General features: G+C 64.6%; 17 protein-coding genes and 1 tRNA gene. 8 read left to right on the top strand and 10 right to left on the bottom strand.

From position 1 onward, the window contains the following. Nucleotides 1-53 precede the first annotated feature (53 nt). Nucleotides 54-755, bottom strand: coding sequence for an SDR family oxidoreductase (locus MUK72_RS06185; protein WP_244704868.1), 702 nt, complete (start codon nucleotides 753-755; stop codon nucleotides 54-56). 113 nt (nucleotides 756-868) lie between these two features. On the opposite strand from MUK72_RS06185, the gene MUK72_RS06180 reads away from it, so the two are divergent. Beyond that, nucleotides 869-1,063: a hypothetical protein gene (locus MUK72_RS06180; protein ID WP_244704866.1), complete on the top strand. Its 195-nt coding sequence runs from the start codon at nucleotides 869-871 to the stop codon at nucleotides 1,061-1,063. Nucleotides 1,064-1,169: 106 nt separating this feature from the next. Beyond that, nucleotides 1,170-1,805: an FUSC family protein gene (locus MUK72_RS06175; RefSeq protein ID WP_244704865.1), complete on the top strand. Its 636-nt coding sequence runs from the start codon at nucleotides 1,170-1,172 to the stop codon at nucleotides 1,803-1,805. On the opposite strand, the gene MUK72_RS06170 is transcribed toward MUK72_RS06175, so the two are convergent. From MUK72_RS06170 to MUK72_RS06155, 4 genes are all read right to left on the bottom strand, one after another. Further along, a complete protein-coding gene (locus tag MUK72_RS06170) occupies nucleotides 1,802-2,314 on the bottom strand; it encodes a hypothetical protein (RefSeq protein ID WP_244704864.1) in 513 nt (170 codons plus the stop codon). The genes MUK72_RS06175 and MUK72_RS06170 overlap by 4 nt on opposite strands. Next, nucleotides 2,311-2,724, bottom strand: coding sequence for a hypothetical protein (locus MUK72_RS06165; RefSeq protein ID WP_244704862.1), 414 nt, complete (start codon nucleotides 2,722-2,724; stop codon nucleotides 2,311-2,313). Before MUK72_RS06165 ends, MUK72_RS06170 begins: the two co-directional genes overlap by 4 nt. 39 nt (nucleotides 2,725-2,763) lie before the next feature. Beyond that, the gene (locus MUK72_RS06160; protein WP_244704859.1) at nucleotides 2,764-4,509 is read right to left on the bottom strand and encodes an Nramp family divalent metal transporter; all 1,746 of its coding nucleotides are present in this window, start codon (nucleotides 4,507-4,509) and stop codon (nucleotides 2,764-2,766) included. Between the two features lie 147 nt (nucleotides 4,510-4,656). Further along, entirely contained in the window at nucleotides 4,657-7,785 is a 3,129-nt protein-coding gene (locus MUK72_RS06155; RefSeq protein ID WP_244704856.1) for an FAD-binding and (Fe-S)-binding domain-containing protein, read from the bottom strand. 168 nt (nucleotides 7,786-7,953) lie between these two features. Here MUK72_RS06155 and MUK72_RS06150 point away from each other — a divergent pair, with 168 nt between their 5' ends. The 3 genes from MUK72_RS06150 (at nucleotide 7,954) to MUK72_RS06140 (ending at nucleotide 11,636) form a co-directional block, all read left to right on the top strand. After that, on the top strand, nucleotides 7,954-8,457 hold the full coding sequence (locus tag MUK72_RS06150) for an LUD domain-containing protein (protein WP_244704853.1): 504 nt from the start codon (nucleotides 7,954-7,956) through the stop codon (nucleotides 8,455-8,457). Then, entirely contained in the window at nucleotides 8,454-10,661 is a 2,208-nt protein-coding gene (locus MUK72_RS06145; protein ID WP_244704851.1) for an LUD domain-containing protein, read from the top strand. The genes MUK72_RS06150 and MUK72_RS06145 overlap by 4 nt, the downstream gene beginning before the upstream one ends. A 105-nt stretch (nucleotides 10,662-10,766) precedes the next feature. Continuing rightward, a complete protein-coding gene (locus MUK72_RS06140; RefSeq protein WP_160162799.1) occupies nucleotides 10,767-11,636 on the top strand; it encodes an FxLYD domain-containing protein in 870 nt (289 codons plus the stop codon). A 161-nt stretch (nucleotides 11,637-11,797) separates the two neighbouring features. Here MUK72_RS06140 and MUK72_RS06135 read toward each other — a convergent pair. Beyond that, a tRNA-Met gene (locus tag MUK72_RS06135) sits at nucleotides 11,798-11,920 on the bottom strand. Between the two features lie 84 nt (nucleotides 11,921-12,004). Between MUK72_RS06135 and MUK72_RS06130 the strand changes: the two genes are divergently transcribed. After that, nucleotides 12,005-13,180, top strand: a complete 1,176-nt coding sequence (locus MUK72_RS06130; RefSeq protein WP_244704846.1) for a DUF7115 domain-containing protein — start codon at nucleotides 12,005-12,007, stop codon at nucleotides 13,178-13,180. Here MUK72_RS06130 and MUK72_RS06125 read toward each other — a convergent pair. Further along, on the bottom strand, nucleotides 13,164-13,517 hold the full coding sequence (locus tag MUK72_RS06125) for a DUF5830 family protein (RefSeq protein ID WP_244704844.1): 354 nt from the start codon (nucleotides 13,515-13,517) through the stop codon (nucleotides 13,164-13,166). The genes MUK72_RS06130 and MUK72_RS06125 overlap by 17 nt on opposite strands. 80 nt (nucleotides 13,518-13,597) lie before the next feature. Between MUK72_RS06125 and MUK72_RS06120 the strand changes: the two genes are divergently transcribed. After that, nucleotides 13,598-14,266 (top strand): TVP38/TMEM64 family protein, encoded by a 669-nt coding sequence (locus tag MUK72_RS06120; protein WP_244704841.1) that lies wholly within the window; start codon nucleotides 13,598-13,600, stop codon nucleotides 14,264-14,266. Here MUK72_RS06120 and MUK72_RS20190 read toward each other — a convergent pair. Beyond that, the gene (locus MUK72_RS20190) at nucleotides 14,239-14,361 is read right to left on the bottom strand and encodes an HVO_2523 family zinc finger protein (RefSeq protein ID WP_275039137.1); all 123 of its coding nucleotides are present in this window, start codon (nucleotides 14,359-14,361) and stop codon (nucleotides 14,239-14,241) included. The genes MUK72_RS06120 and MUK72_RS20190 overlap by 28 nt on opposite strands. A gap of 99 nt (nucleotides 14,362-14,460) precedes the next feature. Between MUK72_RS20190 and MUK72_RS06115 the strand changes: the two genes are divergently transcribed. Continuing rightward, the gene (locus MUK72_RS06115) at nucleotides 14,461-16,047 is read left to right on the top strand and encodes a molybdopterin-dependent oxidoreductase (protein ID WP_244704839.1); all 1,587 of its coding nucleotides are present in this window, start codon (nucleotides 14,461-14,463) and stop codon (nucleotides 16,045-16,047) included. Between the two features lie 26 nt (nucleotides 16,048-16,073). Here the strand turns inward: MUK72_RS06115 and MUK72_RS06110 are convergent, their stop codons facing one another. Then, complete coding sequence (locus MUK72_RS06110; protein WP_244704836.1) at nucleotides 16,074-19,145, bottom strand: adenosylcobalamin-dependent ribonucleoside-diphosphate reductase; 3,072 nt, start codon at nucleotides 19,143-19,145, stop codon at nucleotides 16,074-16,076. A 1,017-nt stretch (nucleotides 19,146-20,162) separates the two neighbouring features. Beyond that, entirely contained in the window at nucleotides 20,163-21,476 is a 1,314-nt protein-coding gene (locus MUK72_RS06105; RefSeq protein WP_244704834.1) for an NHL repeat-containing protein, read from the bottom strand. Nucleotides 21,477-21,493: the final 17 nt, after the last annotated feature.

Here is a 21,493-nt window from a genome sequence, read left to right as displayed (position 1 = left end):
TCCGCCCCAGTTAAAAACCTTCGTGAAACGCTCGCGTGTGACCGGCTCTCCAATCAGGCCTCGCCGTAGACGGGCACGGCCGCGCCGCTCGTGACGCCCGTGGCGTCGCTACAGAGAGCACAGACGACCGGGGCGATCTCCTCAGGTGTCGGCCAGTCGTCGGGATCGCCCGAGAGCATCTCGCGGTTGGCGGGCGTATCGATCGTCTTCGGCATGATCGCGTTCGCACGCAGTTCGCCACGGTTCTCCGCGGCGATCGTCTCCGTCAACAGGCGCACGCCGGCCTTCGCCGCACGATACGGGCCGTCGCCCTCGCCACCCTCCAGCGACGACTTCGCCGACACCGAGACGATCGCGCCCTCGGTCTCGCGGAGCTGCGGGATGGCGTGTTTCGACGCGAGGAACATCGTCCGGAGGTTGACGTCGAACAGCATCTCGAATTCATCATTACTCGTCTCGTCGATCGGCTGGCCCCCCTGCCAGGTGCCGGCAATGTTACAGAGCGCGTCGAGTCGCCCCTCTGCCTCGACGACGTCGTTCACGACGCGTTCGACGTCGTCCTCGTCGGTGAGATCGGCCTCGTGGAACTCACAGTCGGCGTCGAGCAGCGAGTCGTCATCGTCGGGTGTGACGAGATCGGTCGCGTGGACGGTCGCACCCGCGCTCTCGAACGCCGCGCAGATGCCGCTGCCGAGCGCCCCGCTCGCGCCGGTGACAAGCACTACCTCTCCGTCGAAATCGAAGTCGGTCGACATGCCCATGAGATGAATCGCAAATTACATAAATCTATGCCAGCGGCCGTGCCGAGCGACGGCGGTGGACGCTCGAAGACGGCGTCGTTTTACGGCTCTGTGTCCGAGCGCTCGCAATGTTGTCTCCACCCGAGATACTCGTGTATCTCATCCTCGGCGCAGCAGTGTTGCTGACGGGAAAACTCGCCATCGCGGGCGTCTACCCGCTCGCGGCCGGCATCGCGCTCGCGTTGCTCGCCTACGGCTATCTCGCTCGCTGGGGCGGTCGGCCGATCGAGGAGCGGCTGTTCGCCCCGCCGCGCCGTCCCTGACGGCAACTGCCATCGGCGTGGACGATCGAGCGAATCGCCGACCGACTGTCTTGGTCGTGCTGGAATACGCCCGAAACGATTTGCGGATCCGTGACGAACCCGACACATGAGCGACGGTGACGCGGAGCAAGCCGCCGACAGTTCGGCTGACGACACGTCGCCCAGCGACGAATCCGCAGCCGTCGAAACGGGACCGACCGCGGTGGGCGACGGCCGAAAGAAGCACGTCAGCGTCCGCACCCGGGCCGACGAGTATCACGATCACGGCGATGTCTACCTCAAGCAGTCCTCGGTGGCGTTTCTCGTCTCACCGGAATCGTCGTTTCCCGATGGGATGACGACGCGCTACGCCAAGGACGATCTCAGTCGCGTCGCAGTGACCCAACACCATTCGATGTGTTTCATCACGACGGCGACCGCCGGCGAGGGGCCGGCGCTCGACGCGCTGCGCGGGTTCCGCGACGACGCGCTCGCGCGGTCACTCCCCGGGCGGGCACTCGTCGCGACCTACGACACGGTGAGCCCGCCGATCGCGGCCACGCTCGCGCGCCATCCTGGAGCACGGACGACACGGCTGGTGGCTTGGCTGGTTCAGCGGTGTGGCGTGCTCGCCCGCCGACGAACGCGTGCTTCCCCTGTCAGGCGGGCGGCCCTCACCGGAGCGCTGGTCGCGCTGTACGTCGTCGGGGTCGCCGTGGCCGCAATCGGCCATCTCGCCATCCGACTGCGCGAGCGCCGTTAGGGGAGAAATCGTCTGACGTTCTCGATCGGCGAGAAACCCACGCCGGCGACCGTCTCGATGCGGAAGCCGTGGCGGTCGGCACACGTCTCGATCTCGGCGGCGAGTTCTGCTGAGTCCTCGTCGTGGATACGGTAGGCGTAGGAGTCCTCGTCGGTCGAGACGGTGAGCTTCGGGCGGCCGAGCCGGCCGCCGTCGTGGAGGCGAACATGCTCGATGGCGTCGTAGGCGAGCCACGTGACCGAATCCGCCTGGAGGAGCACCTCGTCGAGGCCGTGATGGTCGTAGATCGCCTGCATGCCCCGCGACTCGCGGCGGTGTTTTCTGGTGCCGAGCCCGAACAGCGGCGTGATGTAGGCGTATTCGGCGATGTGCAGCCCGTCGTCGGCGAAGAAGAGGTCCGCGAGACGCAGCGGGAACGAGCCGGCCATCCCGTAGTGGACGTGGTAGTGGACCGCGATGTCCGTGCTCGGGAGCTCCTCGAAGACCGTCGGGTCGATCTCGTCGCTCACGCCTCCTCCCCGAGCCCGCCGCGGTAGCCGAGATAGCCGAAGAAGTACGCCCCAGCGATGAACAGCAGCCCCGCGACCGTGTTCACTTCGAGAGCGACGTAGACGCCGATCGCAATGCCGGCGACGGCGAGCGAGAGCGCGAGGCGCATCCGTAGCGAATACGTCTCGCCGGCGGGCGCGGCCTGCGCACCCTCGAAGCCGACGCGACGCTCGCCGATGTAGGTGAGGATCATCACCGCGAGCGTCACGACGACGAGGACGACCCGCACGGTCCCGGCGAGTTCGATGCCGAGCGCCCCGAACAGCAGCGGCGAGCCGATGACGAGCAAGCCGCCGAAGTAGATCAGCAGTCGGTAGGCGACGAGCACGCCGAACAGGGCGTCGAGTTCGCTCGTTTCGGTATCGGCCATGCGTGCTCTACGCGACCAGCGGGAAAAACGTCGGGGCACTCAGGCGAGAAAGCCCGACGCCTCGTCGGCGTCCTCGACGGTGCCGCTGGCGTCGATCTTCGCGCGTGCGGAGCGATACATCGTGTATATCTGGACGGCGAGCGCGAACAGCCAGAGTGCGTAGCCACCGGGTGCGCTGCCCATGACGGTGACGGTCGTGGCGAAGGCGTCGAGACCGAAGCGCGTGACGAGCGTCTCGCCTATGAGAAGGATGCTGAAGAAGCCGAAGAAGGCCGTCGCCCACCACATGGCGAGGACCCTGGCCCAACCGGGCTGGGTGTGTTCGGGCATCCGCGTCGTGTTGAGGATGATCGTGAGCGCGTTGTACGGCCACATCATCACGCCGGCGGCGGCCGCGCCGATGACGAGAATGATCCAGGGCTGGGCGACCTGGAAGCCGATGATCGCCATCCCCCAGAGCGTGAACACGGTGAGCAGCCCGAGGAAGATGTAGCTCATGTCCCAGCCACGGCTGCGACCGATCTTCTGGTAGACGATGTCGGCGCTGTTGCGGACGAACACCTCGATCTGGGCGTACTGCGTGCTAAACAGCGCGATGAACAGCAGTGCGTAGAGCAGCCACGCGCTGATACCGCCGCCGAGACCGGGGATGATGGTGTCGAGCCACATCGCCACGCCGCTGCCGCCGAACTCGCCACCACCGGCGTACTGGGCGGCGATCGACATGACGATCGTCGCGACGACGATCACGCCGACGACGAAGGTGAGGAAGTGTTCACGTTGGGTGACCTTCCACCACGCCCGCCAGCGCTTCATGTTGGTGTCGGTCGGTTCGAAGGTGTAGCTGCCGTCCTGACTTTCCGTCTCGCCGGAGCCACGGAGCGGGTTCTTGATCCGGCCCTGATAGGCACCCATCCCGTAGCCTTTCTCGCGTGCCCACACACCCTGCGAGAGGTTCGTATAGCCGCCAGCACCGGCATAGGCGAGCCCGCCGAGGAAGGTGGCGATGTCGAAGTCCGCGTCCGACGGCAGCGCGCCGAAGTTGACCGCGCCGGCCGGGAGGTTGGCGAACTCGCCGAACGTGTTGAGCGTGAACATGAGGACGATGCCGATGAACACCGCGAGAAGCATCAGCGCGATCTGTGCGCGCTCGATGACGTTGTAGACCAGCGGGCCGGCCTGATAGGAGAGCCAGATGACCACCATCGAGACGACGCCGATGAGATACCAGTCCGCCCGCGGGACGATCCCGGTCCAGGCCGCGAACACCTCGGAACCGGTCGCGGCCCAGCCCGGCCAGCCGATCTGGAAGAAGCCGAAGACGAGGAAAAAGAGCGGCCAGATGCGGTTGAGCCGGTTGAACCCCTGGAAGATGCTCTCGCCGGTGGCGATCGCCCACCGCTGGAGCTCGGTGTTGATGAAGAACTGGGTGATGACGCCGACCCAGAACGCCCAGTAGAGCCCCCAGCTTCCCTCGGCGACGATCGTCGGCCAGAACATCGTCTCGCCCGAGCCGAGCGACGCGCCGAGCATGATGGCGCTCGGCCCGACGATGTGCGAGACCTTCGGCACCTTCGGGAGGTCGGCGATACGGAACCCGCCACCGCCATCCGACTTCGGATACTCGCTGGTCGCCGGAGCCTCCTCCAACGAATCGTCGTCGACGGGCGTATAGACCGATTCGCGGTACTCCCTGCCCTCCGATTCCGAAGCGTAGACATCCGCATCGGCGACACCGCCGTCGGTTTCGGGCTCCGCTACCGGTTCGTCCTCGTCGTCAGTCATTCGTCCCCTCCGTCGACGGTTGCCTGCTCCGCACGCCGGGTGGCAGTATTTGCCGCATGGTACTAGTCAACAAGAGACTCGATACTGCAAAAACGTTCCGGAAAATATAAGTAATTCTATACGATTATCGCGGCGATCGCCGGCGGTTCAGTCGGCGAGCGCGTCGTCGACCATCTCGATCGGATGTGGCGGTTCTTGACCCTCGTGTTCGCCGAGCTGGCTCCGACAGGACGCACCGGGCGCGACGACCCGATCACCGTCGCTCTCGTCGACCTGCTCGTAGAGCACGTCGGCGATGGCGCGACTCATCGAGAGATGCTTCGATTCGTAGCCGAACGAACCGGCCATGCCGCAGCAGCCCGAATCGAGCGCGTCGACCGCGTAGCCCGCCCGCCGGAGAACGCCAACGGCGTGGTGGTCCTTCTTCGTGGCCTTCTGATGGCAGTGGCCGTGGTAGGTGAGCGATTCGTCCCGCTCGCCGAACCCCAGCGCCTCGTCGAGTCGGAACCGATCGAGATACTCGCAGACGCCGTAGGTGTTGTCGGCAATGGTTTCGACATCGCTTTCGCCCCCATCGGCGGCCGGCTTTTGCCCATCACCGCCGGCGGCGACGGTACCCGTCGGCACGCTCCGATCGGTGGCCGGGATCAGGTCCGGATAGTCGTACTGGACCATGACGGCGTCGGAGGGTTCGACTACGACGACGTCCCAGCCTCGGCGGACGAGCGGCGCGAGGGCGGCGACGTTCCGCTCAGCAGCCGCACGCGCTTGCCCGATGAACCCCTTCGAGTAGGCGGGCCGACCGCTATCGGTGACACCAAGGGGTAGTTCGACGTGGACATCGGCGGCTTCGAGTACCCGAACCGCAGCTTTGCCAGCCTCCGGATGGTTGTAGTTCGTGTAGGTATCGGGGAAGAGCAGGACCTTTCTGTCGGCATCGTCCGCCGACACTTGCGCGCCGCCGCGTGCCTCGAACCACTCCTCGAAACTCTCGGCGTGGAAGGTCGGCAACGTTCGGTCCGTGGCGATACCGACCGCCTTCTCCAGCACCTTACGCGCGCCCGGCAGTTCGATCCCCCAGTTCGACAGCGGCGCGAGCCGGCTGGCGAATGCCGAGAGCGAGTCGATGTTCGCGAAGAGGTGATCACGGAGGCTCGCACCGTGGCGCTCGTGGTACTCGTTGGTGACTTCGGCCTTCATCTTCGCCATGTCGACCTCGCTCGGGCAGTCGTTCGCACAGCCCTTGCAGCCGATACAGAGGTCCATCACCTCGTTCATGAACTCGACGTCGACTGCATCACCCCCACGATCAAGGTCGCCGCTCATCGCATCTCGCAGCAGGTTCGCCCGCCCGCGCGTGCTGAGGATTTCCTCCTCGGCGGCGCGGTAGGTCGGACACATCGTTCCGCCCGTGGTCGACTGGTGACCGCGGCAGCCACCACAGCCGTGACAGAGCTCGGCCATCCCCCGAAAGCCGTTCTCGTTCTGCCACTGGAGTTCGGTCTCGAAACCCGCGTCGAACTCGTACTCCGAATCGAAGCGGAGATCCGCCGTCGGACTGGGTGCATCGCCATCGCCGGCATCGTCGGGCAGTCCACAGACCTGTCCCGGATTGAGGAGCCAGTCGGGATCGAACGTCGACTTGAGACCGCGGAAAGCATCCCAGAGATGGTCGCCGTAGAGCCTCCGGTTCCACGTCGTGCGCGCGCGGCCATCGCCGTGTTCGCCCGAGACACTTCCTCCATATTCGACCACCAGATCGGTCACGGCCTCGGCGATGGCGTCCATCCGCTCGCGCCCCTCGACGGTCTTCGTATCGATCAGCGGTCGGACGTGGAGCACGCCGGGTCCGGCGTGGGCGTAGAAGCTCGCGAACGTGTCCTGTTCGTCGAGAATTTCTTGGAAGTCGGCGACGTACTCCGGGAGGTGTTCGGCCGGCACGGCACAGTCCTCGATGAACGAGATGTGCTTTTCGTCGGTCGTGCGCGAGAGGAGGATCGGGAGTCCGGACTTGCGCATCTTCCAGAACTGTGCGCGCGTATCGGCGTCGTGGGCCTCCATCGCCGCGTTCGCGTACCGTCGTTTTTCCGTCATATCGTCCGCACCGTCGCTCGGCTCGGCGTCCGATTCGCTGCCCACGCGATCGGCGACGAGATCCGCGACCTGCTGTTTGCCGTCCGCGTCCGAATCGGCGTAGAATTCGACGAGGAGCACCGAATCAGTTCCATCGGGCAGCAACCCCACCACGTCGGCGAACTCGCTGGTATCGCGTGCGAGATCCAGGAGAACGGAATCCATCACCTCGACGGCCGCGGGCTCGTGTTCGAGGATGGGCTCGACGTCCTCCATCGCGTCGCCGAGCGAGTCGTAGGTCAGGAGGCCGATGGCTTTCGTCTCGGGGACGGGTTCGAGCGCGACGGTCGCCGCCGTGACGATCGCGAGCGTGCCCTCGCTGCCGGCGAGTAGGCGTGCGAGGTTCACCGTGCCGTCCGCTGCATCCGAGACGAGCATGTCGAGATCGTAGCCCGAAACGTTGCGCTTCAGGTCGGGGTAGACCTCCTCGATCGTGTCGCTCTCCTCGTCGATGATGCGCGCGACTTCGGCGTGGATGCGCGCTTCGAGATTACCCTCGGGGTCGGCGCGCTCGCGGAGTTCCTCGATCGTGAGTTCGCCGAACTCGGTGACAGTACCGTCGGCGAGCACGACCTCGCAGGACTCGATGTAGGCGTCGGTCTTTCCGTATTTCAGCGAGTGCGCACCGGTGCTGTTGTTGCCGATCGCTCCACCCAGCGCGCTCTTGTCGCCCCAGGCCGGGTCGGGCGCGAACTTGAGGTCGTGGGGTGCGAGCGCCTCGTCGATATCGGCGAGATAGATCCCCGGCTGGGCGGTGGCCGTCCGGGCTTCGGGGTCGACGGCGAGCAGCTCGTCCATGTTGCGGGTGAAATCGAGCACGACCGCCTCGTTGACGGCCTGTCCGGCGAGGCTCGTCCCGCCGCCACGTGGGAGTACCGGGATCCCCTGGTCGGCACAGTAGTCGGCCACGGCGGCGACGTCGGCGGTCGACTCGGGGAAGACGACGCCGATGGGTGGTATCTCGTAGGCGCTCGCGTCGGTCGCGTAGAGGTTGCGCGAATACTCGTCGAAGCGGACGTCGCCGTCGACACGCGCTTCGAGCTCGTCGACGAGCGCCGGGCGGGCGACCGCGCCGCCGCGATAGTCGTAGTTCGCGTCGTCCGCTGGGTCGTCGGCCGATCGCTGCGCGAAGTCGGTCGTCACGATGGCACACGGTTCGTCCCCGGACGGTAAACAGGCATCGGAGAATTCACCATCGATCGATTCGTCTCGGTGGCAGTCGATCGAGACACGGGCGTACGCTGTCTGGATCGGATCGCATGACGACGGTTCCGCGAAAGGCGGATATAGCTCAGTTCCGAACGGTGGACGATGAGTGACGTTCTCACGACGTTCGAATCGTCGCTCGACGGGTTGGACGTCGCCACGACACGAACTGACGTCGACGGGTTCGCCGAGGCGCTCGACGACGCGATCCAGGAGCCGGCCGTCGGCATTCCGCTGGGTCTCGACGACGTTTCGCTCGCCGACACCGCGGTGACGGTCGATCCCACGGCCGCAGCGCTCGAATCGGCACGGACGGGCGTCACCCCCGTCGAAGCGGGCATCGCCACCTACGGCTCGCTCGCGGTTGCATCCGACGCGGCGGGCAGCGAGCCGGTGAGTCTCTACCCCGAGCGTCACGTCGCCATCCTGCGCGAGGAGGAGCTCCACGCCGACATGGACGAGGCGTTCGCGTGGCTCGGCGAGGAGTTCGCCGCCGGGCGAGACAGTTACGTCTTCGCCACCGGCGCGAGCGCGACCGCCGACATGGGCGAGATGGTCGAGGGCGTCCACGGCCCTGCCGAAGTGCACGTCGTCGTACTCGAACGATGAGTGCGGAAACCAGACGGGAGAAAGCCGAGCAGATCCGTCACCTGCTCGACACCGAGGGCGAAAACGTCCGCGAGAACGCGAGCCACTTCAACGAGAACCGGTACGACGCCATCGACGAGTTCGACGAGTACGAGGAGCTCCGAACCACAGTCCGAGAGATCAAGGAAGACGCCATCGAGCGACTGCCCGAACTGATCGACACGGTCACCGAGAGCGTCGAGGCCAACGGCGGCCACGTTTATCTCGCCGAGGACGCCGCCGACGCGAACCAGTATATCGAAAACGTGGCGGGCGACGCCGAGACGCTCGTGAAATCGAAGTCGATGACGACCGAGGAGATCGACGTCAACGACCACCTCGAAACCGCTGGTGTGGACGTCTACGAGACCGATCTCGGCGAGTTCGTGTTGCAGGTGGCCGACGAGACGCCATCACATATCGTCGGCCCGTCAATCCACAAATCACGCGAGGGCATCGCCGAGCTGTTCAACGAGCAGTTCGATCCCGAGGAACCCCTGGAGACGCCCGAGGAGCTCACCGAGTTCGCCCGGGACTACCTCGGCGAGCGAATTCGGGATGCGGACGTCGGGATGACCGGTGCGAACTTCGTCGTCGCCGACAGCGGGACGATCACGCTCGTTACCAACGAGGGCAACGCCCGGAAGTCGGCCGTGACGCCGGACACGCACGTAGCGGTCGCCGGAGTGGAGAAACTGATTCCCACGCTTTCTGACCTCCAGCCGTTCGTCGAGCTCATCGCGCGCTCGGCGACCGGCCAGCCGATCACGCAGTACGTCACGATGCTCTCGCCACCCGTGGAGACGCCGACGCTGGAGTTCGACGAGCCCGAGACACCCCTTTCGGAGTCGGATGGCGACCGCGAGTTCCATCTCGTCCTGCTCGACAACGGCCGGACGGCGATGCGCGAGGACGAGCAGCTGCGCGAGACGCTCTACTGCATCCGCTGTGGCGCGTGTGCGAACTCGTGTGCGAACTTCCAGCACGTCGGCGGCCACGCCTTCGGCGGCGAGACCTACTCGGGCGGGATCGCCACGGGCTGGGAGGCCGGTGTTCACGGACAGGAGAGTGCGGCGGAGTTCAACGACCTCTGTACAGGCTGTTCGCGCTGTGTCAACAACTGCCCGGTGAAAATCGACATCCCCTGGATCAACGAGGTGGTTCGGGATCGCATCAACCACGACGAGTCCACGGAGTTCGATTTCCTCGTCGAAGGGCTGACGCCCGACGAAGAACCGGGTGGCGTGGACCTCCAGAAACGGTTCTTCGGCAACTACGCCGATCTGGCGAAGGTCGGGAGCGCCACCGCACCGCTGTCGAACTGGATCGCGGGGACCGCACCCGCGCGGGCGCTCATGGAGCGCGTGCTGGGCATCGACCGCCGGCGCTCCCTCCCGGAATTCGAGCGCGAAACATTGCGGAAGTGGTTCGCCGCACGCGGCGGGTCGCGCGTGTCGCCAGCCGACGCCGACCGCGAGGCGGTGCTCTACCCCGATGCCTACACGAACCACATTGAAGTCGAGCGCGGGAAGGCCGCCGTCAGGGTGCTCGAAGCGCTCGGGGTCGCAGTCGAGATTCCCGACGTCGCATCGAGCGGGCGCGCACCGCTCTCGCAGGGGATGCTCGCGACGGCCGAGCGCCACGCCCACGAGGTCTACGCCGATCTCGCCGAACAGATCGACGCGGGGCGGGATATCGTCGTCATCGAACCCTCCGATCTCGCGATGTTCGCCGGCGAGTACGAGAAGTTCCTGCCCGACCGATCGGCCGAACGCCTCGACGACAACAGCTACGAGATCATGGAGTACGTCTACGGCCTGCTCGAAAACGGGGCCGATGGTGGGGAACTGCCGGCGGGCGACGGCGAGCGCGTGGCCTACCACAGCCACTGCCAGCAGCGGACCCTGGGGCTCGAAGCCCACACCGTGGCCGTTCTCGAAGACCGTGGTTACGACGTGCTCACCTCCGAGACCGAATGCTGCGGGATGGCCGGCTCGTTCGGCTACAAGCGCGAATACTACGAACTGAGCATGGACGTCGGCAGCGAGCTCGAAACCCAGTTCCAAGACGAGGCGGCACGCGATCGGACCGTGGTCGCGAGCGGCACCTCCTGTCTCGAACAGCTCGACTCGCTGCTGGAACGGCCGAGCCGGCATCCGGTGCAGTTGCTCGATCCCGACCAATAGCTCTCGACCTACCCGTCGAGACGGTAGCTTTCTCGCTCTTTGAGACTCTTCTGTATTGATGCGAACGAAACCATTATCACAACCCAACGTGTTTTTCCGTTGAGAATGGATCGACGGAAGTATTTAGCGATGGTTGGTGCTGCAACGAGCCTCGGTCTCGCCGGCTGTAGCGGTGGCGGAAGCGGCAACAACAGCAGTAGTGGAAACGGAAGTAGTGAAGCAACAAACGATAGCAGCGGTGCTAGTACCGACGGCAATACTAGTGAAGGCACGGATACTGCAGCAACGGGAGGTGGGTCTGAAGCGACGTCGAAAGAGGCTGCAGATACGACGGAGCCAACAACCGCTGGAGGAACCGAAATGAGTGAAGCCGACACTCTCACACCCTCTGGTGGCGGTGGATCGGGAAGTACCAACGTTACCGACACTGAACTCGTCGTCGAAGAAGGTCAGTATGGAACCGATGTTTACATGAGTGGCCTGGTTGAAAATACAGGCAACGACGTTCTCCGACTCCCCGAAGCGAGAGTGTCATTCTACGATAGCGAGGATTCAATTCTCACCAGCACGACGACGAGTATTGCGTTCCTCAAACCCGGAACACAGTGGGAGATCCACGCACCGTATCTCGATGAAAAAGAGCCGGCACGTGGCGAGATTGAGATTACGAGTGCCGACACGTTCCAAACTGAACTCGGGATTCCGGATTCGCTCAAGGTTGCTGAGGAGAACCTGAATAGCGGTGAGGAGCCAACACTCTCACTTCGTATCGAAAACACATCGGACAGTGCAGTCTCGCCATCGGCATTCTGTGTGTTTTACGATGGTGATGGCATCGCGTTGGGCGATGGACTCGACAGCCTTGAGCAACTTCCGGCAGGCGAATCATGGCAAACCTCGCTCGAATACATAGCATACAGTACACAGGATGCAACTCGCATCTCGGATTACGACCTCTATGCGACCACGTTGTAGAGAATGAAGTAAACAGATATCGGACAGTACAATTAATGAGGGGTGAGATCAGCCGCGGTTAGCAGTTTTTTGTCTTCGTGTTTTGGGCTCGTCAGAGGATTTCATCGGCAACTATCTCGTGGTTAGCCGTGTCACTGTGGGCATGAGAAACGAAAGGTAAGTGCCCGGGGTGGGCTCCGAACCCACGATCTCCGCATATCCCAGGTCCGAGGCGACAGCCTCGGGGGAAAACCGCTCTCGAAACCCTATGAGTGCGGCGCTATGTCCAGCTAAGCCACCCGGGCTACCGATCGGTACTGGACTCGCGTTCATTAACCTTCCCATCTCGGCTTCGGCAGTCTTTTGACGATCGATAGCACAGTCGCACCATGGACGTTCCCGGGATCGTCCGCGAGCGCCTCGCCGACGAGCGACGGATGACCAGTGTGAACGTCGGCGGCGACGACCGGGTCTACGTCACGCCACCGAAGACGCTCGTCTACCGCGCCGCGGGTCTGTTCAGCAGCGAATCGATCGAAGAGTTCCCCCACGACGTCAGTCGTTTCGACGTCTCGGCCGACCGCCGCGAGGCGACGTTCGCCTTCGAATACGAACACGGCGTCGAGGCGTTCTCGGCCCCGCGCGAGCGCATCGAGACGATCCTCCCGCCGGTGCTCGCGGGCGTGCTCCGGACCACCGACCGCATCGAGCCCGACGAGGAGATCGAGGAGAGCTATCGCTTCGGCGATCGAACGCTCATCGTCACCGACCGACAGCTGCTCACCGCCGTCGGTGAGGCCGTCTGGGACCGCGAACACGATAGCTACGACTACGATCGGATCACCGACCTCCGCTTCGAGGACGATCTCCGCATCGACGTCGACGGCCGACCCAGATATATCGATCTCACGGGCGATGGCCGACGTGAAGCCTACGAAACCCTCGAAGACGCGCTCTGTGCATACCACGGCGTCGCCAGCATCGATCAGCTCGCGGATCGCACGGCCGAATCGACTGCCACCGAACGCACGACGGAGCCGACGGCTACCGACCGGACGCCCACCGACCAGACAGCCGATCGAACGACCGAAGACCCGACACCGGCCGAGTCGGCCGATCGAACGCCTGCTCGTGACCCCGACGACGCGCGGCACGAACCCGCCGACCGCAACGGCGACGAAGCCGACGGCCAGCCGACGGAGCAGCCATCGCGATCCCGTTTCGAGCCCGACGAGTCGACGGAGCCGCTGATCCCCGAAGCGTCCGAATCGAGCCACGAACCGGCCGAGCCGAACCAGCCGAACGAACCCGATCAGCGGTCGGTCGAGCCGCGTCGGGAGCCATCCGAGCCGCGCCGTGGATCGAGCGATTCGGACGACGAGCCGGACAGCAGGCCCGCCAGTGCGGAAGGCAAGGGCGAGAGCGGAACCACGGACGTGGACCAACTGACCGACGAGGTCGACGCACTGCGCGATCACGTCGAGCGCCAGACGGAACTGCTCGAACGACAGCAGGAAACCCTCGAACGGCTGGCCGAGATCGCCGATCTCAACGACGACCGATAACCTTCCTGATACACGACGAGCCGAAGGGGCCGTGCTCGCCGGCGTCGAACTGGATGAAGTAGCCCGTCGTGATCGACGCACCACAGCGCCGGCAGGTGAACTCGCCTTCCCTGGTGATGACGTCGCGCTCGAATCGGACGAAGCCACCCGAGCGAACTCGGATACGTCCGTCCGCGCGCTCGATGATGCCGCGTTTTTCAGCCGTGTCGAGGATCGTACGCGTAGTATGTGGATCGCTCGTGACGGTTTCGAGCCGGTCGATCGCCGTGGCGAGCGCGAGTTCGTCGTCGTCCAGGTTCGCGAGGAGGCTCACGCCGAGTTCGACGGCATCGCTCACGGCGGCGATCGGTCGCCGACGCCTAAACGTCGTGCGAAACGGATCGAAACCGGCTTCTCGCCCACGCCACAGTGTCGGGTGTGTCACGCGCTCGTCGACGTCTCGCGGGGGTCGCGGCCATCGTGGGTGTGGTGGCGCTCGCCGCACTCACGATCTCGCCGAGCGCGCTGCTCGATCGGATCGCCGGCCTCCGCTCGCGCCCGTTCGTCTTCGTGCTGGTCGTCGTCGGGCTCTATCTCGGTCGCCCGCTCGTCGCGTGGCCGATGAGCCTCTGCTCGGCGGTGGTCGGCTACGGCTACGGGCTCGTCGGGACGCCGTTCGCCCTCGCCGGCGTGCTTCTCACCTGTCTGCCGCCATACGTGCTCGGCCGCTACGCGGGCGACGCGAGCGCACTCGGCCGGATCGGCCACGCCGGCGAGCGGTTCTTCGCGCGGACCGGCGGCGCTCGTGGCGTGGCCGCCGCCCGGCTCGCGCCGCTGCCGGCCGATCCCATCTCCGTCGGCGCGGGGCTGTCAGGGGTAGGACTCCGGAGATATCTCCTCGGCACGCTCGTCGGCGAGGTGCCGTGGACGGTCGCGGCGGTGTTCGCGGGCAGTTCGCTCTCGACGCTCGCCGTCGCCGGTCTGGAGAGCGCGAGCGTGGAACTCGGGCTCGCGGCGGGTGCCATCGCAGTTCTCGCGCTCGCCGGCCCAGCCTACGAGTACCTCAGGGATCGTCGCGCTCACCAGAACGTATCGGAACAGTCGTAGACGACGCCGTGGCGCGGACAGACGTACTTGCAGTGGCGGCGCTGCATGCCGGTGCCACACGCCGGGCAGGGGCGGCCGTTGGCGGAGTCGTTCATACGAGAGGTTCGTCGGCGCGCAGGTGAACCTTTGGCCGTCGGGCGAAATTGGGTCGGAGTTCGGTCAAGATTCATCCGCCCGTCGTCCCTCGCGTTGGCATGAGCCACGTCTCCACGAACGGATCGTTCGCCCCGGCGATCGTGACGGCGGTGTTCGCGGGCATCGCCGGCATCGTCGGATCGTACGCGCTCGCGGGCTACACGCCCTCGTTCGTCGTCGCACCGATCACCGCCGTTCTCGCACAGAACGTCCCGGCCGCGCTGCTGACGTTCGCCAAGGGGCCGCTCACCCAGTTCGGCCAGGCGTTCGGGATCGAACATCTCGGCCAGCAGGTGAACCTCCTGCTCGCGCTCGCCATCGGAACCGGGCTGTTCGCCTGTCTCACGCTCGCGGCGCTCGCCACCGGTCGCCAGTTCGGCACAGCCACCCTCTCGATCGGACTGACGGGCGTCCTCGTCTCGCTCGCGACGGTGATCGTGGCCGGTGCGATCGTGCCCGCGCTCGGGGCCGGCGTCGCCAGCGCGCTCGTGGTCGCTATCGCGATCGCTACGACGACCGGCACGGAACGGCGGGAAGGGGTGTCGACGGGGCGGCGCTCGATGCTCGGAAGCCTCGCCGGCACGCTCGGGATCGGCGTGCTCGGCTATACGCTCGGCAGCAACGGGGAGGCGGGCGACTCCGCAGCAGCGAGTGCGGGCGCTGCCGGCGGTGCGAGCGCAGGTGGGAACGCGAGCGGTGGGGCCAACGCCAGCGGTGGTGGCGGGGGTGGCGGAGGACCATCTGCCGGCCAGCTCCTCTCGAAGGCCGAATCAGCCTCGCTCGGCATCTCGGGGCTCGAAGGACTGGTCAGCGGCGAGGACTTCTACGAGGTCGACACGGCGAACGTCAACCCCGACGTGAACGCGAACGACTGGTCGCTGTCGCTGACCGGCGCAGTCGGAAACGAGCGGACCGTCGACTACGATCAGCTCACGTCGATGGCGAGCGAGCTCCGATTCATGACGCTGCGCTGCGTCAGCGACCCACTCAACGGCGACAAGATGGACAACGCGCTCTGGGAGGGCGTGCCGGTGTCGAAGCTCCTCGACACGGCGAACCTCCAGGGCAAGTACGTCATGGCCCGCTCGGTCGACGGCTACGCCGAGGAGTTCCCGGTCGAGGCACTGACAACCGGCATGCTCGCCTACGGCAAGGACGGTAACCCTCTCCCGCGCAAGCACGGCCACCCGGTCCGGCTGCTGGTGCCGGGCCACTGGGGTGAGATCAACGTCAAGTGGATCGACGAGCTCGAGATCTTGGAGCGCCCGGCGAAGGGGTTCTGGGAGAAACGTGGCTGGCACGGCACCGGCCCCGCCAACACGGTCGCCAAACTCCACGCGACGAACAAGGGCGATAGCGAGATCACGGTCGCCGGCCACGCGAACGCCGGCACTCGGGGCATTCGAAAGGTGGAGGTCTCGACCGACGGCGGCTCCTCGTGGAACGAGGCGCGGCTCTCCGATGTCCTCGAACCGAATCTCGGGGGCGACGTCTGGCAGCAGTGGGCGTACAGCTACGAGCCACCGGGCGGCAAACACGAGGTCGTCGTTCGGGCGATCGACGGAACCGGAACGACGCAGCCGAAGAAAAACAGTGGCCCCTACCCACGCGGCGCGAGCGGCTGGGTCTCGAAAACGGTCAAATAACGGTTCGTCGGTGTTCGGCGTTCAGTTCAGCACTCCGACCAGCCACAGGACTCGCAGGTCTTGCAGCCCTCGGAGTAGTACAGCGTGAACGCCCCACAGGAGGGACATTCGGGGCTCTCGCCGTTGTCGATGAGTTCTTGGACGTCGTCGGTCGTGTCCGATTCGGTTGCGACGCCGCCGTCGGCCTCCGGTTCAGCGCCCTCGTCGTCGGCGATCTCGGCGAGGTTGCGCTGTTGGGGATAGGTCTTCTCGATCTCGTCGTCGAGATACCGGCGCATCGCGGTGCCGATCGCGTCCGGGATCGACTGGATCTGCTCGCCCTTGTCCCAGGCGACCTTCGGACTGCGGGTGCCGTCGAGCTCGTCGACGATCTCCTTGGGCGCGACGCCCGAGCGCAGCGCGGTCGAGATCACTTTGGCCAAGGCCTCGGTGAAGGAGTTGGTGAACCCGCCCGAGTGGCCGATGTTGGCGAACAGTTCGAACGGCCGGCCCTGTTCGTCCTCGTTGATGTTGACGTAGAGCTTGCCGTAGCCCGTATCGATGCGCTGGGTCATCCCGTGGAGCACGTCCGGCCGGGGCTGTTTCGCCGCGTAGACCGGCTCGTCGAACGCCTCCTCGGTCGCGAGCGTCCCGCGAACGTCCTCGTGGTCGAGGAACTCGGCGAGCCCGCCGAAGACCTCCTCGATCTGCTCGGCGATGACCGCCGCGGCCTCCTCGTCGTCGGCGAACTCGGCGTTGTCCGCCCGAGTGGTCAGAACCTGCTTCGAGCGCGTGCCGTCACGGTAGACCGTGACGCCCTTGCCGCCGTTGTCGTAGATGTAGCGGTAGACCTCGTCCATGTCTGCCTTCGTGGCGCTGTTCGGGAAGTTGCAGGTCTTCGAGATGGCGCTGTCGACACCGGCCTGACAGGCCACCTGGACGCCCGCGTGCTCGATCCCCGAGAGATCCGAGGTGACGACGAACAGTTCGCCGATGGCCGCGGGCACCGTTTCGAGCCCCTCGACGCCGTCGAACTCATTGCTACTCATCTGGTCCTGGGCCTCGCGCTTCACCGCGTCGACGTCGATGTCGTTGGCCTCCAGCACCCGGAGGAAGTAGTCGTCGAACTCGACGAGCATCTCGTCGCCCTGCACGTCGTCGGAGACATTCTTGTAGTAGGCGACGTTGTAGATGGGCTCACAGCCGCCCGTCGTGTTGCCGACCATCGAGGTCGTCCCCGTCGGGGCGATCGTCGTCGTGTTGTGGTTGCGAATGGGGTAGCCGTCGGCCCAGTCGTCGGCCGACTCACCGGTTTGGGCCTCGAACCACTCGCGGTAGGCGGTGGGATCGGCGTACTTCGAGTCCGCCCAGTCCTCGAAACTCCCGCGCTGCTCGGCGAGTTCGTGGGAGGTGGACTTCGAGCCGTGGTTGATATGCTCCATCAGCTGGCGGGCGATCTCGTTGCCCTCCTCGGAGCCGTAGCGCACGCCCAACTGGATGTAGAGCTGGGCGAGCCCCATGATGCCGAGCCCGATCTTCCGCATCTCTCGCACCTTCTGCTCGATCTTCTCGACCGGGAAGTCGGACATCGTGACGACGTTTTCGAGGAAGCGCGTACCGAGTTCGATGCGGTGATCGAACGCCTCGAAGTCGATGGCCTCGTCGAGGTAAGCGTCCATCGCTGCTTCCCGACTGTCGTACTCGTCGGCGTGCTCGTCGGACCAGACCCGCCAGTCGGGTGCATCGGTCGCGGCGAGCGTCGAGAGGTTGATGTGGCCGAGATTGCAGGCTTCGTACTCCTCCAGGGGCTGCTCGCCACAGGGGTTCGTGGCCAGGATCTCGTGGTCGGGATGTTCCTCGACGTCGAAGGAGTGCTCCTTGTTCACTCGTTCGAGATAGATGACACCGGGCTCGCCGTTCTGGTAGGCACCATCGACGATATGCTCCCAGAGGTCGGCGGCCGGGATCGACAGCTCTTCGCCGACCTCGACGTGCTCGCCGAGATCGTAGCAGTCGTAGAGCTCCTTCGTCTCGGCGGTGGCGATGTGCGGTTCCTCGGTACGTGGATTGGTGAAGGTGAACTCCTCGCCGTTTTCGAGCGCCGCCATGAAGTCGTCGGTGACGCCCACGGAGATGTTGAAGTTCGAGAGGTGACCCTCGACGGCGTTGCGCAGGTGCTCGGGCACCTTCCCCTCGTCGTCGATGAGCTCGCGGGCCTCCTCCAGCGCGTCGACGAACTGGGTGTGCGTGAAGTCGTCGGGATCGTTGAGTCGCAGCGAGTGCGCCAGCGAGACGTCCTTGTTCTTCGCGTGGATGAACTGGATCACGTCGGGATGCGAGACGCGCATGACGCCCATCTGGGCCCCGCGACGCGCGCCACCCTGCGCGATCGTCTCGCACATCTGGTCGTACGTACGCATGAACGTGATCGGTCCCGAGGCGATCCCGCCCGTGGAGCCCACGGCGTCGCCGTACGGACGAAGCTTCCAGAACGCGTAGCCCATCCCACCGCCGGACTGGAAGACCTGCGCGGCCTCCTTGGCGGTCTCGTGGATATCGTCGATGTCGTCAGCCGGAGAATCGACGAAACACGCCGAGAGCTGCTGGAGCTCGTCGCCGGCGTTCATCAGCGTCGGCGAGTTCGGGATGAACGACAGCTCCTCCATCGACTCCTGGAACGACTGCGCGGTCGCCTCGACGTGCTCCCGGATCTCCCCCGGCAGCTCGGGCACCACGGTCTCGTAGGCGAACTTGTTGACGTTGTACGCCGACAGCGCCGTCTCGACCTCGTCGTCGGCCGTCGTCCCCTTCCCGAACACTTCGCTCGCGAGATCGTCGCGGCGCGGGTGGTCGGGCTTCAGCTGGTCGGGCGTGACGCTGATTTCGACGTCGTTGCGCTCGGCCTCGAAGACCGCCTCGGCCAGCGCGACGTTCTTCGCGACGCGCACGAAGAGATCCTCCTGGGTCTCGACGAGCTCCCCATCGGAGTCCTTCCGGAGATAGCGCGCCGGCAGGATGTTCTCGTAGGCGTTCGCGGTCAGACGCTCGTCGAGCGTGTCGCCGTCGGTGCGCTTCACGGGAAGGACGACCTCGTCGGCCGAGCGGTCCGCGCGGCTCATCGACCGTCCCCTCCGGCAGCGTGCGGGCGCTGACGGGCAAAACTCCCCTTTCGGTGTGGTGTAAAATCGGTCATTCGGTGACGAACTCCCTGTTCAATGGCCACCCAAATAAATTATCCGTCTTCATTTGATTTTTTGCAAGTTTAGTTGATTATGCTGTTGGTACTATGCGGCTTTCACTGATCGCGGTTGCTTCCGAAGGTACCCGCTGGAGCAGTATAAACATACCCTGTCTGGAGTGAAAGTGATTTGTCTGACGAAAAACCACACGACTGCGCTTGATGATCCAGAGGAAGCGACTGTATTTTCTAATGGCCCTATCTATTAGACATTTGTATAATCAATAGACTCACAAACAACAGACGAAAATCAATCTTTAAGTTGATGCCCTCGAATTGAGTCTTTGCTAGGGCTGGCGTGGGTCTCCGGCAAGCATGCCGGGATCACGCTAACCTGATGTCACAATCGAGAGCAGCCACAGCACTGCGAGTATTATGAGGGTAATACCAACAGTTAGCAGTCCCGCAATGATTTGCTCCAGCGATGCTAATGTCATCAGATACCGGACGATGGAGCGTGCTGCTACGTAGGCGGCACTAACAACAATCGCAACTGCTCCCATCTGCTCTACCTTATTTCGTGAAGTCGGAGATTCATCTCCTTGTGTCGGTTTGCGCATCATGGTGATTTTGGGTGCGTGGAATCGCGGAGCAGAGCCAGATGCTAGGGCTGGCGTAGGCGTCCGATCATCCGTCGGTCATTCGGTGACGAATCCCTTGTTCAATGGCCATCCAAATAAATTATCCGTCTTCATTTGATTTTTTGCAATTTCATTTGAATATACTGTTGAGACGACTCGAATATCACTATCCGTGGGTTGTTTCCTTAGATAATCCCCAAAGAGTTATAAACGTATCCAGAACGGAGTGGAAGTAATCGTGCCGTGAAAAATCGGCCGATGGAAGGTGGGTTGCAGACGAAGCGTGAAGGGGTTCGTTCGAAAGCGGGGCGCGAGCGTTACCGCCGCCGACCGCTCCAGACCAGCACGCCGCCGACGAGCGCAAAGATCACGCCGAGGGCGAGCGCGCCGATATGCCAGGGCTGGAACCAGACCGGCAGCGACACCACGTAGGAGAGGCCGGCGTGGGCCTGTCCGAGCAGCGGGAGCGATTCCCCGCTCGTCGTCGGTGTGTCGCCGGTGCCGTTCATCCGCGGGAGTTGGTCGTCGTTGAGGATCTCGTTGTAGGGCAGCCGTTCGGCCTCGTAGGGCCAGATCCCGGTGTCGGTGTTCCAGACGGTCTCGCCTTCGGGCGTGACCTCGACGACGCGGTTGTTGCGGCTGTCGGTGATGAGCGTGTTGCCGTTGGGCAGGCGGTCGGCGTCACGCGGCCAGTCGAAGCGGACGCCATTGGACGAGTCGACGCCCCATGTGACCTCCCAGCTCCCGTTTTGCTCGTGGAGTTCGACCACACGGTCGTTCTCGCTATCGGCAACGAGGATCGCGTCCGGCCCGAGATACTGCGGGTTGTGCTGATGGTTCAGGATCTCCGGATCGCCACAGCGCACGTCGCCACCGCTGTCGTTGCTGTAGTCGGCCAGCCCGTTGTTCGCCTTGCAGTTCTGGTCGTTGCCGCGCTCGGTGTCCTCGTTGATCACGTCGACGACGCCCTCACCGCGCTCGATGACGAGCAGCTGGTTCGCGTTTCGGACCGAGACCATGTATCGATCGCCGCCGATCGGGTCGACGTCGTTGATGTGAAGCCAGTCGGTCTGGGTGGCGTCCGGCGGTGCGTCGTAGAAGTTGCTGGCGTTCCACTGCCAGGTGGTCGTGCCGTTGGGCGCGATGGTGAACACGCGCTCGGCGTCCATGTCGGTCATGATCACCTCGCCCGAGGACAGGATGTTCGCGTCGTGGACCTCGCTGTTGAGTTTCGTCGCCACGGGGAACGACCACTCGTTGACGACGTGTGGCTCCGGCTGGGGCTCGATGAGACGATAGCCCGTCCGCGAGCAGGGCGCTTCGTACTCGCCACAGGACTGCTCGCCCTCGACGATGAAGCCCGCGAGCACCGTCCCGTTATCGAGTTTCGTCACGTCGAAGTAGTCGACGTTCTCGCCGCGCTCGGTCCAGACCTCGTCGCCGTTCGCGTCGTACTGTGTGACCGCTCCTTCGGACTGCATTCCGACGAGCGTCGCACCGCGCGTCGAATCGTTGTCGGCCGCGCTGGCAGTCGGTGTGGTCGCCGCGCTCACGGCGAGTGGCCCGACGACGACGATGACGGCCAGAACCACCAGGAGCGCACCGAGGCGCTGGCGAGAGGGCGAACGCATTGGTTGTGCCGACTGCG

Source organism: Halococcus dombrowskii (assembly GCF_022870485.1).
Classification (GTDB): Archaea; Halobacteriota; Halobacteria; order Halobacteriales; family Halococcaceae; genus Halococcus; species Halococcus morrhuae.
Note: the sequence above shows the minus strand (reverse complement) of the source record. Positions and strands in the feature narration are given on the sequence as shown.

What these genes read in the sequence shown, in the direction of transcription:
- MUK72_RS06185 (WP_244704868.1), bottom strand. Translation starts at nt 755, where the DNA reads ATGTCGACCGACTTCGATTTCGACGGAGAGGTAGTGCTTGTCACCGGC.
- MUK72_RS06180 (WP_244704866.1), top strand. Translation starts at nt 869, where the DNA reads ATGTTGTCTCCACCCGAGATACTCGTGTATCTCATCCTCGGCGCAGCA.
- MUK72_RS06175 (WP_244704865.1), top strand. Translation starts at nt 1,170, where the DNA reads ATGAGCGACGGTGACGCGGAGCAAGCCGCCGACAGTTCGGCTGACGAC.
- MUK72_RS06165 (WP_244704862.1), bottom strand. Translation starts at nt 2,724, where the DNA reads ATGGCCGATACCGAAACGAGCGAACTCGACGCCCTGTTCGGCGTGCTC.
- MUK72_RS06160 (WP_244704859.1), bottom strand. Translation starts at nt 4,509, where the DNA reads ATGACTGACGACGAGGACGAACCGGTAGCGGAGCCCGAAACCGACGGC.
- MUK72_RS06150 (WP_244704853.1), top strand. Translation starts at nt 7,954, where the DNA reads ATGAGTGACGTTCTCACGACGTTCGAATCGTCGCTCGACGGGTTGGAC.
- MUK72_RS06145 (WP_244704851.1), top strand. Translation starts at nt 8,454, where the DNA reads ATGAGTGCGGAAACCAGACGGGAGAAAGCCGAGCAGATCCGTCACCTG.
- MUK72_RS06140 (WP_160162799.1), top strand. Translation starts at nt 10,767, where the DNA reads ATGGATCGACGGAAGTATTTAGCGATGGTTGGTGCTGCAACGAGCCTC.
- MUK72_RS06130 (WP_244704846.1), top strand. Translation starts at nt 12,005, where the DNA reads ATGGACGTTCCCGGGATCGTCCGCGAGCGCCTCGCCGACGAGCGACGG.
- MUK72_RS20190 (WP_275039137.1), bottom strand. Translation starts at nt 14,361, where the DNA reads ATGAACGACTCCGCCAACGGCCGCCCCTGCCCGGCGTGTGGCACCGGC.
- MUK72_RS06115 (WP_244704839.1), top strand. Translation starts at nt 14,461, where the DNA reads ATGAGCCACGTCTCCACGAACGGATCGTTCGCCCCGGCGATCGTGACG.
- MUK72_RS06110 (WP_244704836.1), bottom strand. Translation starts at nt 19,145, where the DNA reads ATGAGCCGCGCGGACCGCTCGGCCGACGAGGTCGTCCTTCCCGTGAAG.
- MUK72_RS06105 (WP_244704834.1), bottom strand. Translation starts at nt 21,476, where the DNA reads ATGCGTTCGCCCTCTCGCCAGCGCCTCGGTGCGCTCCTGGTGGTTCTG.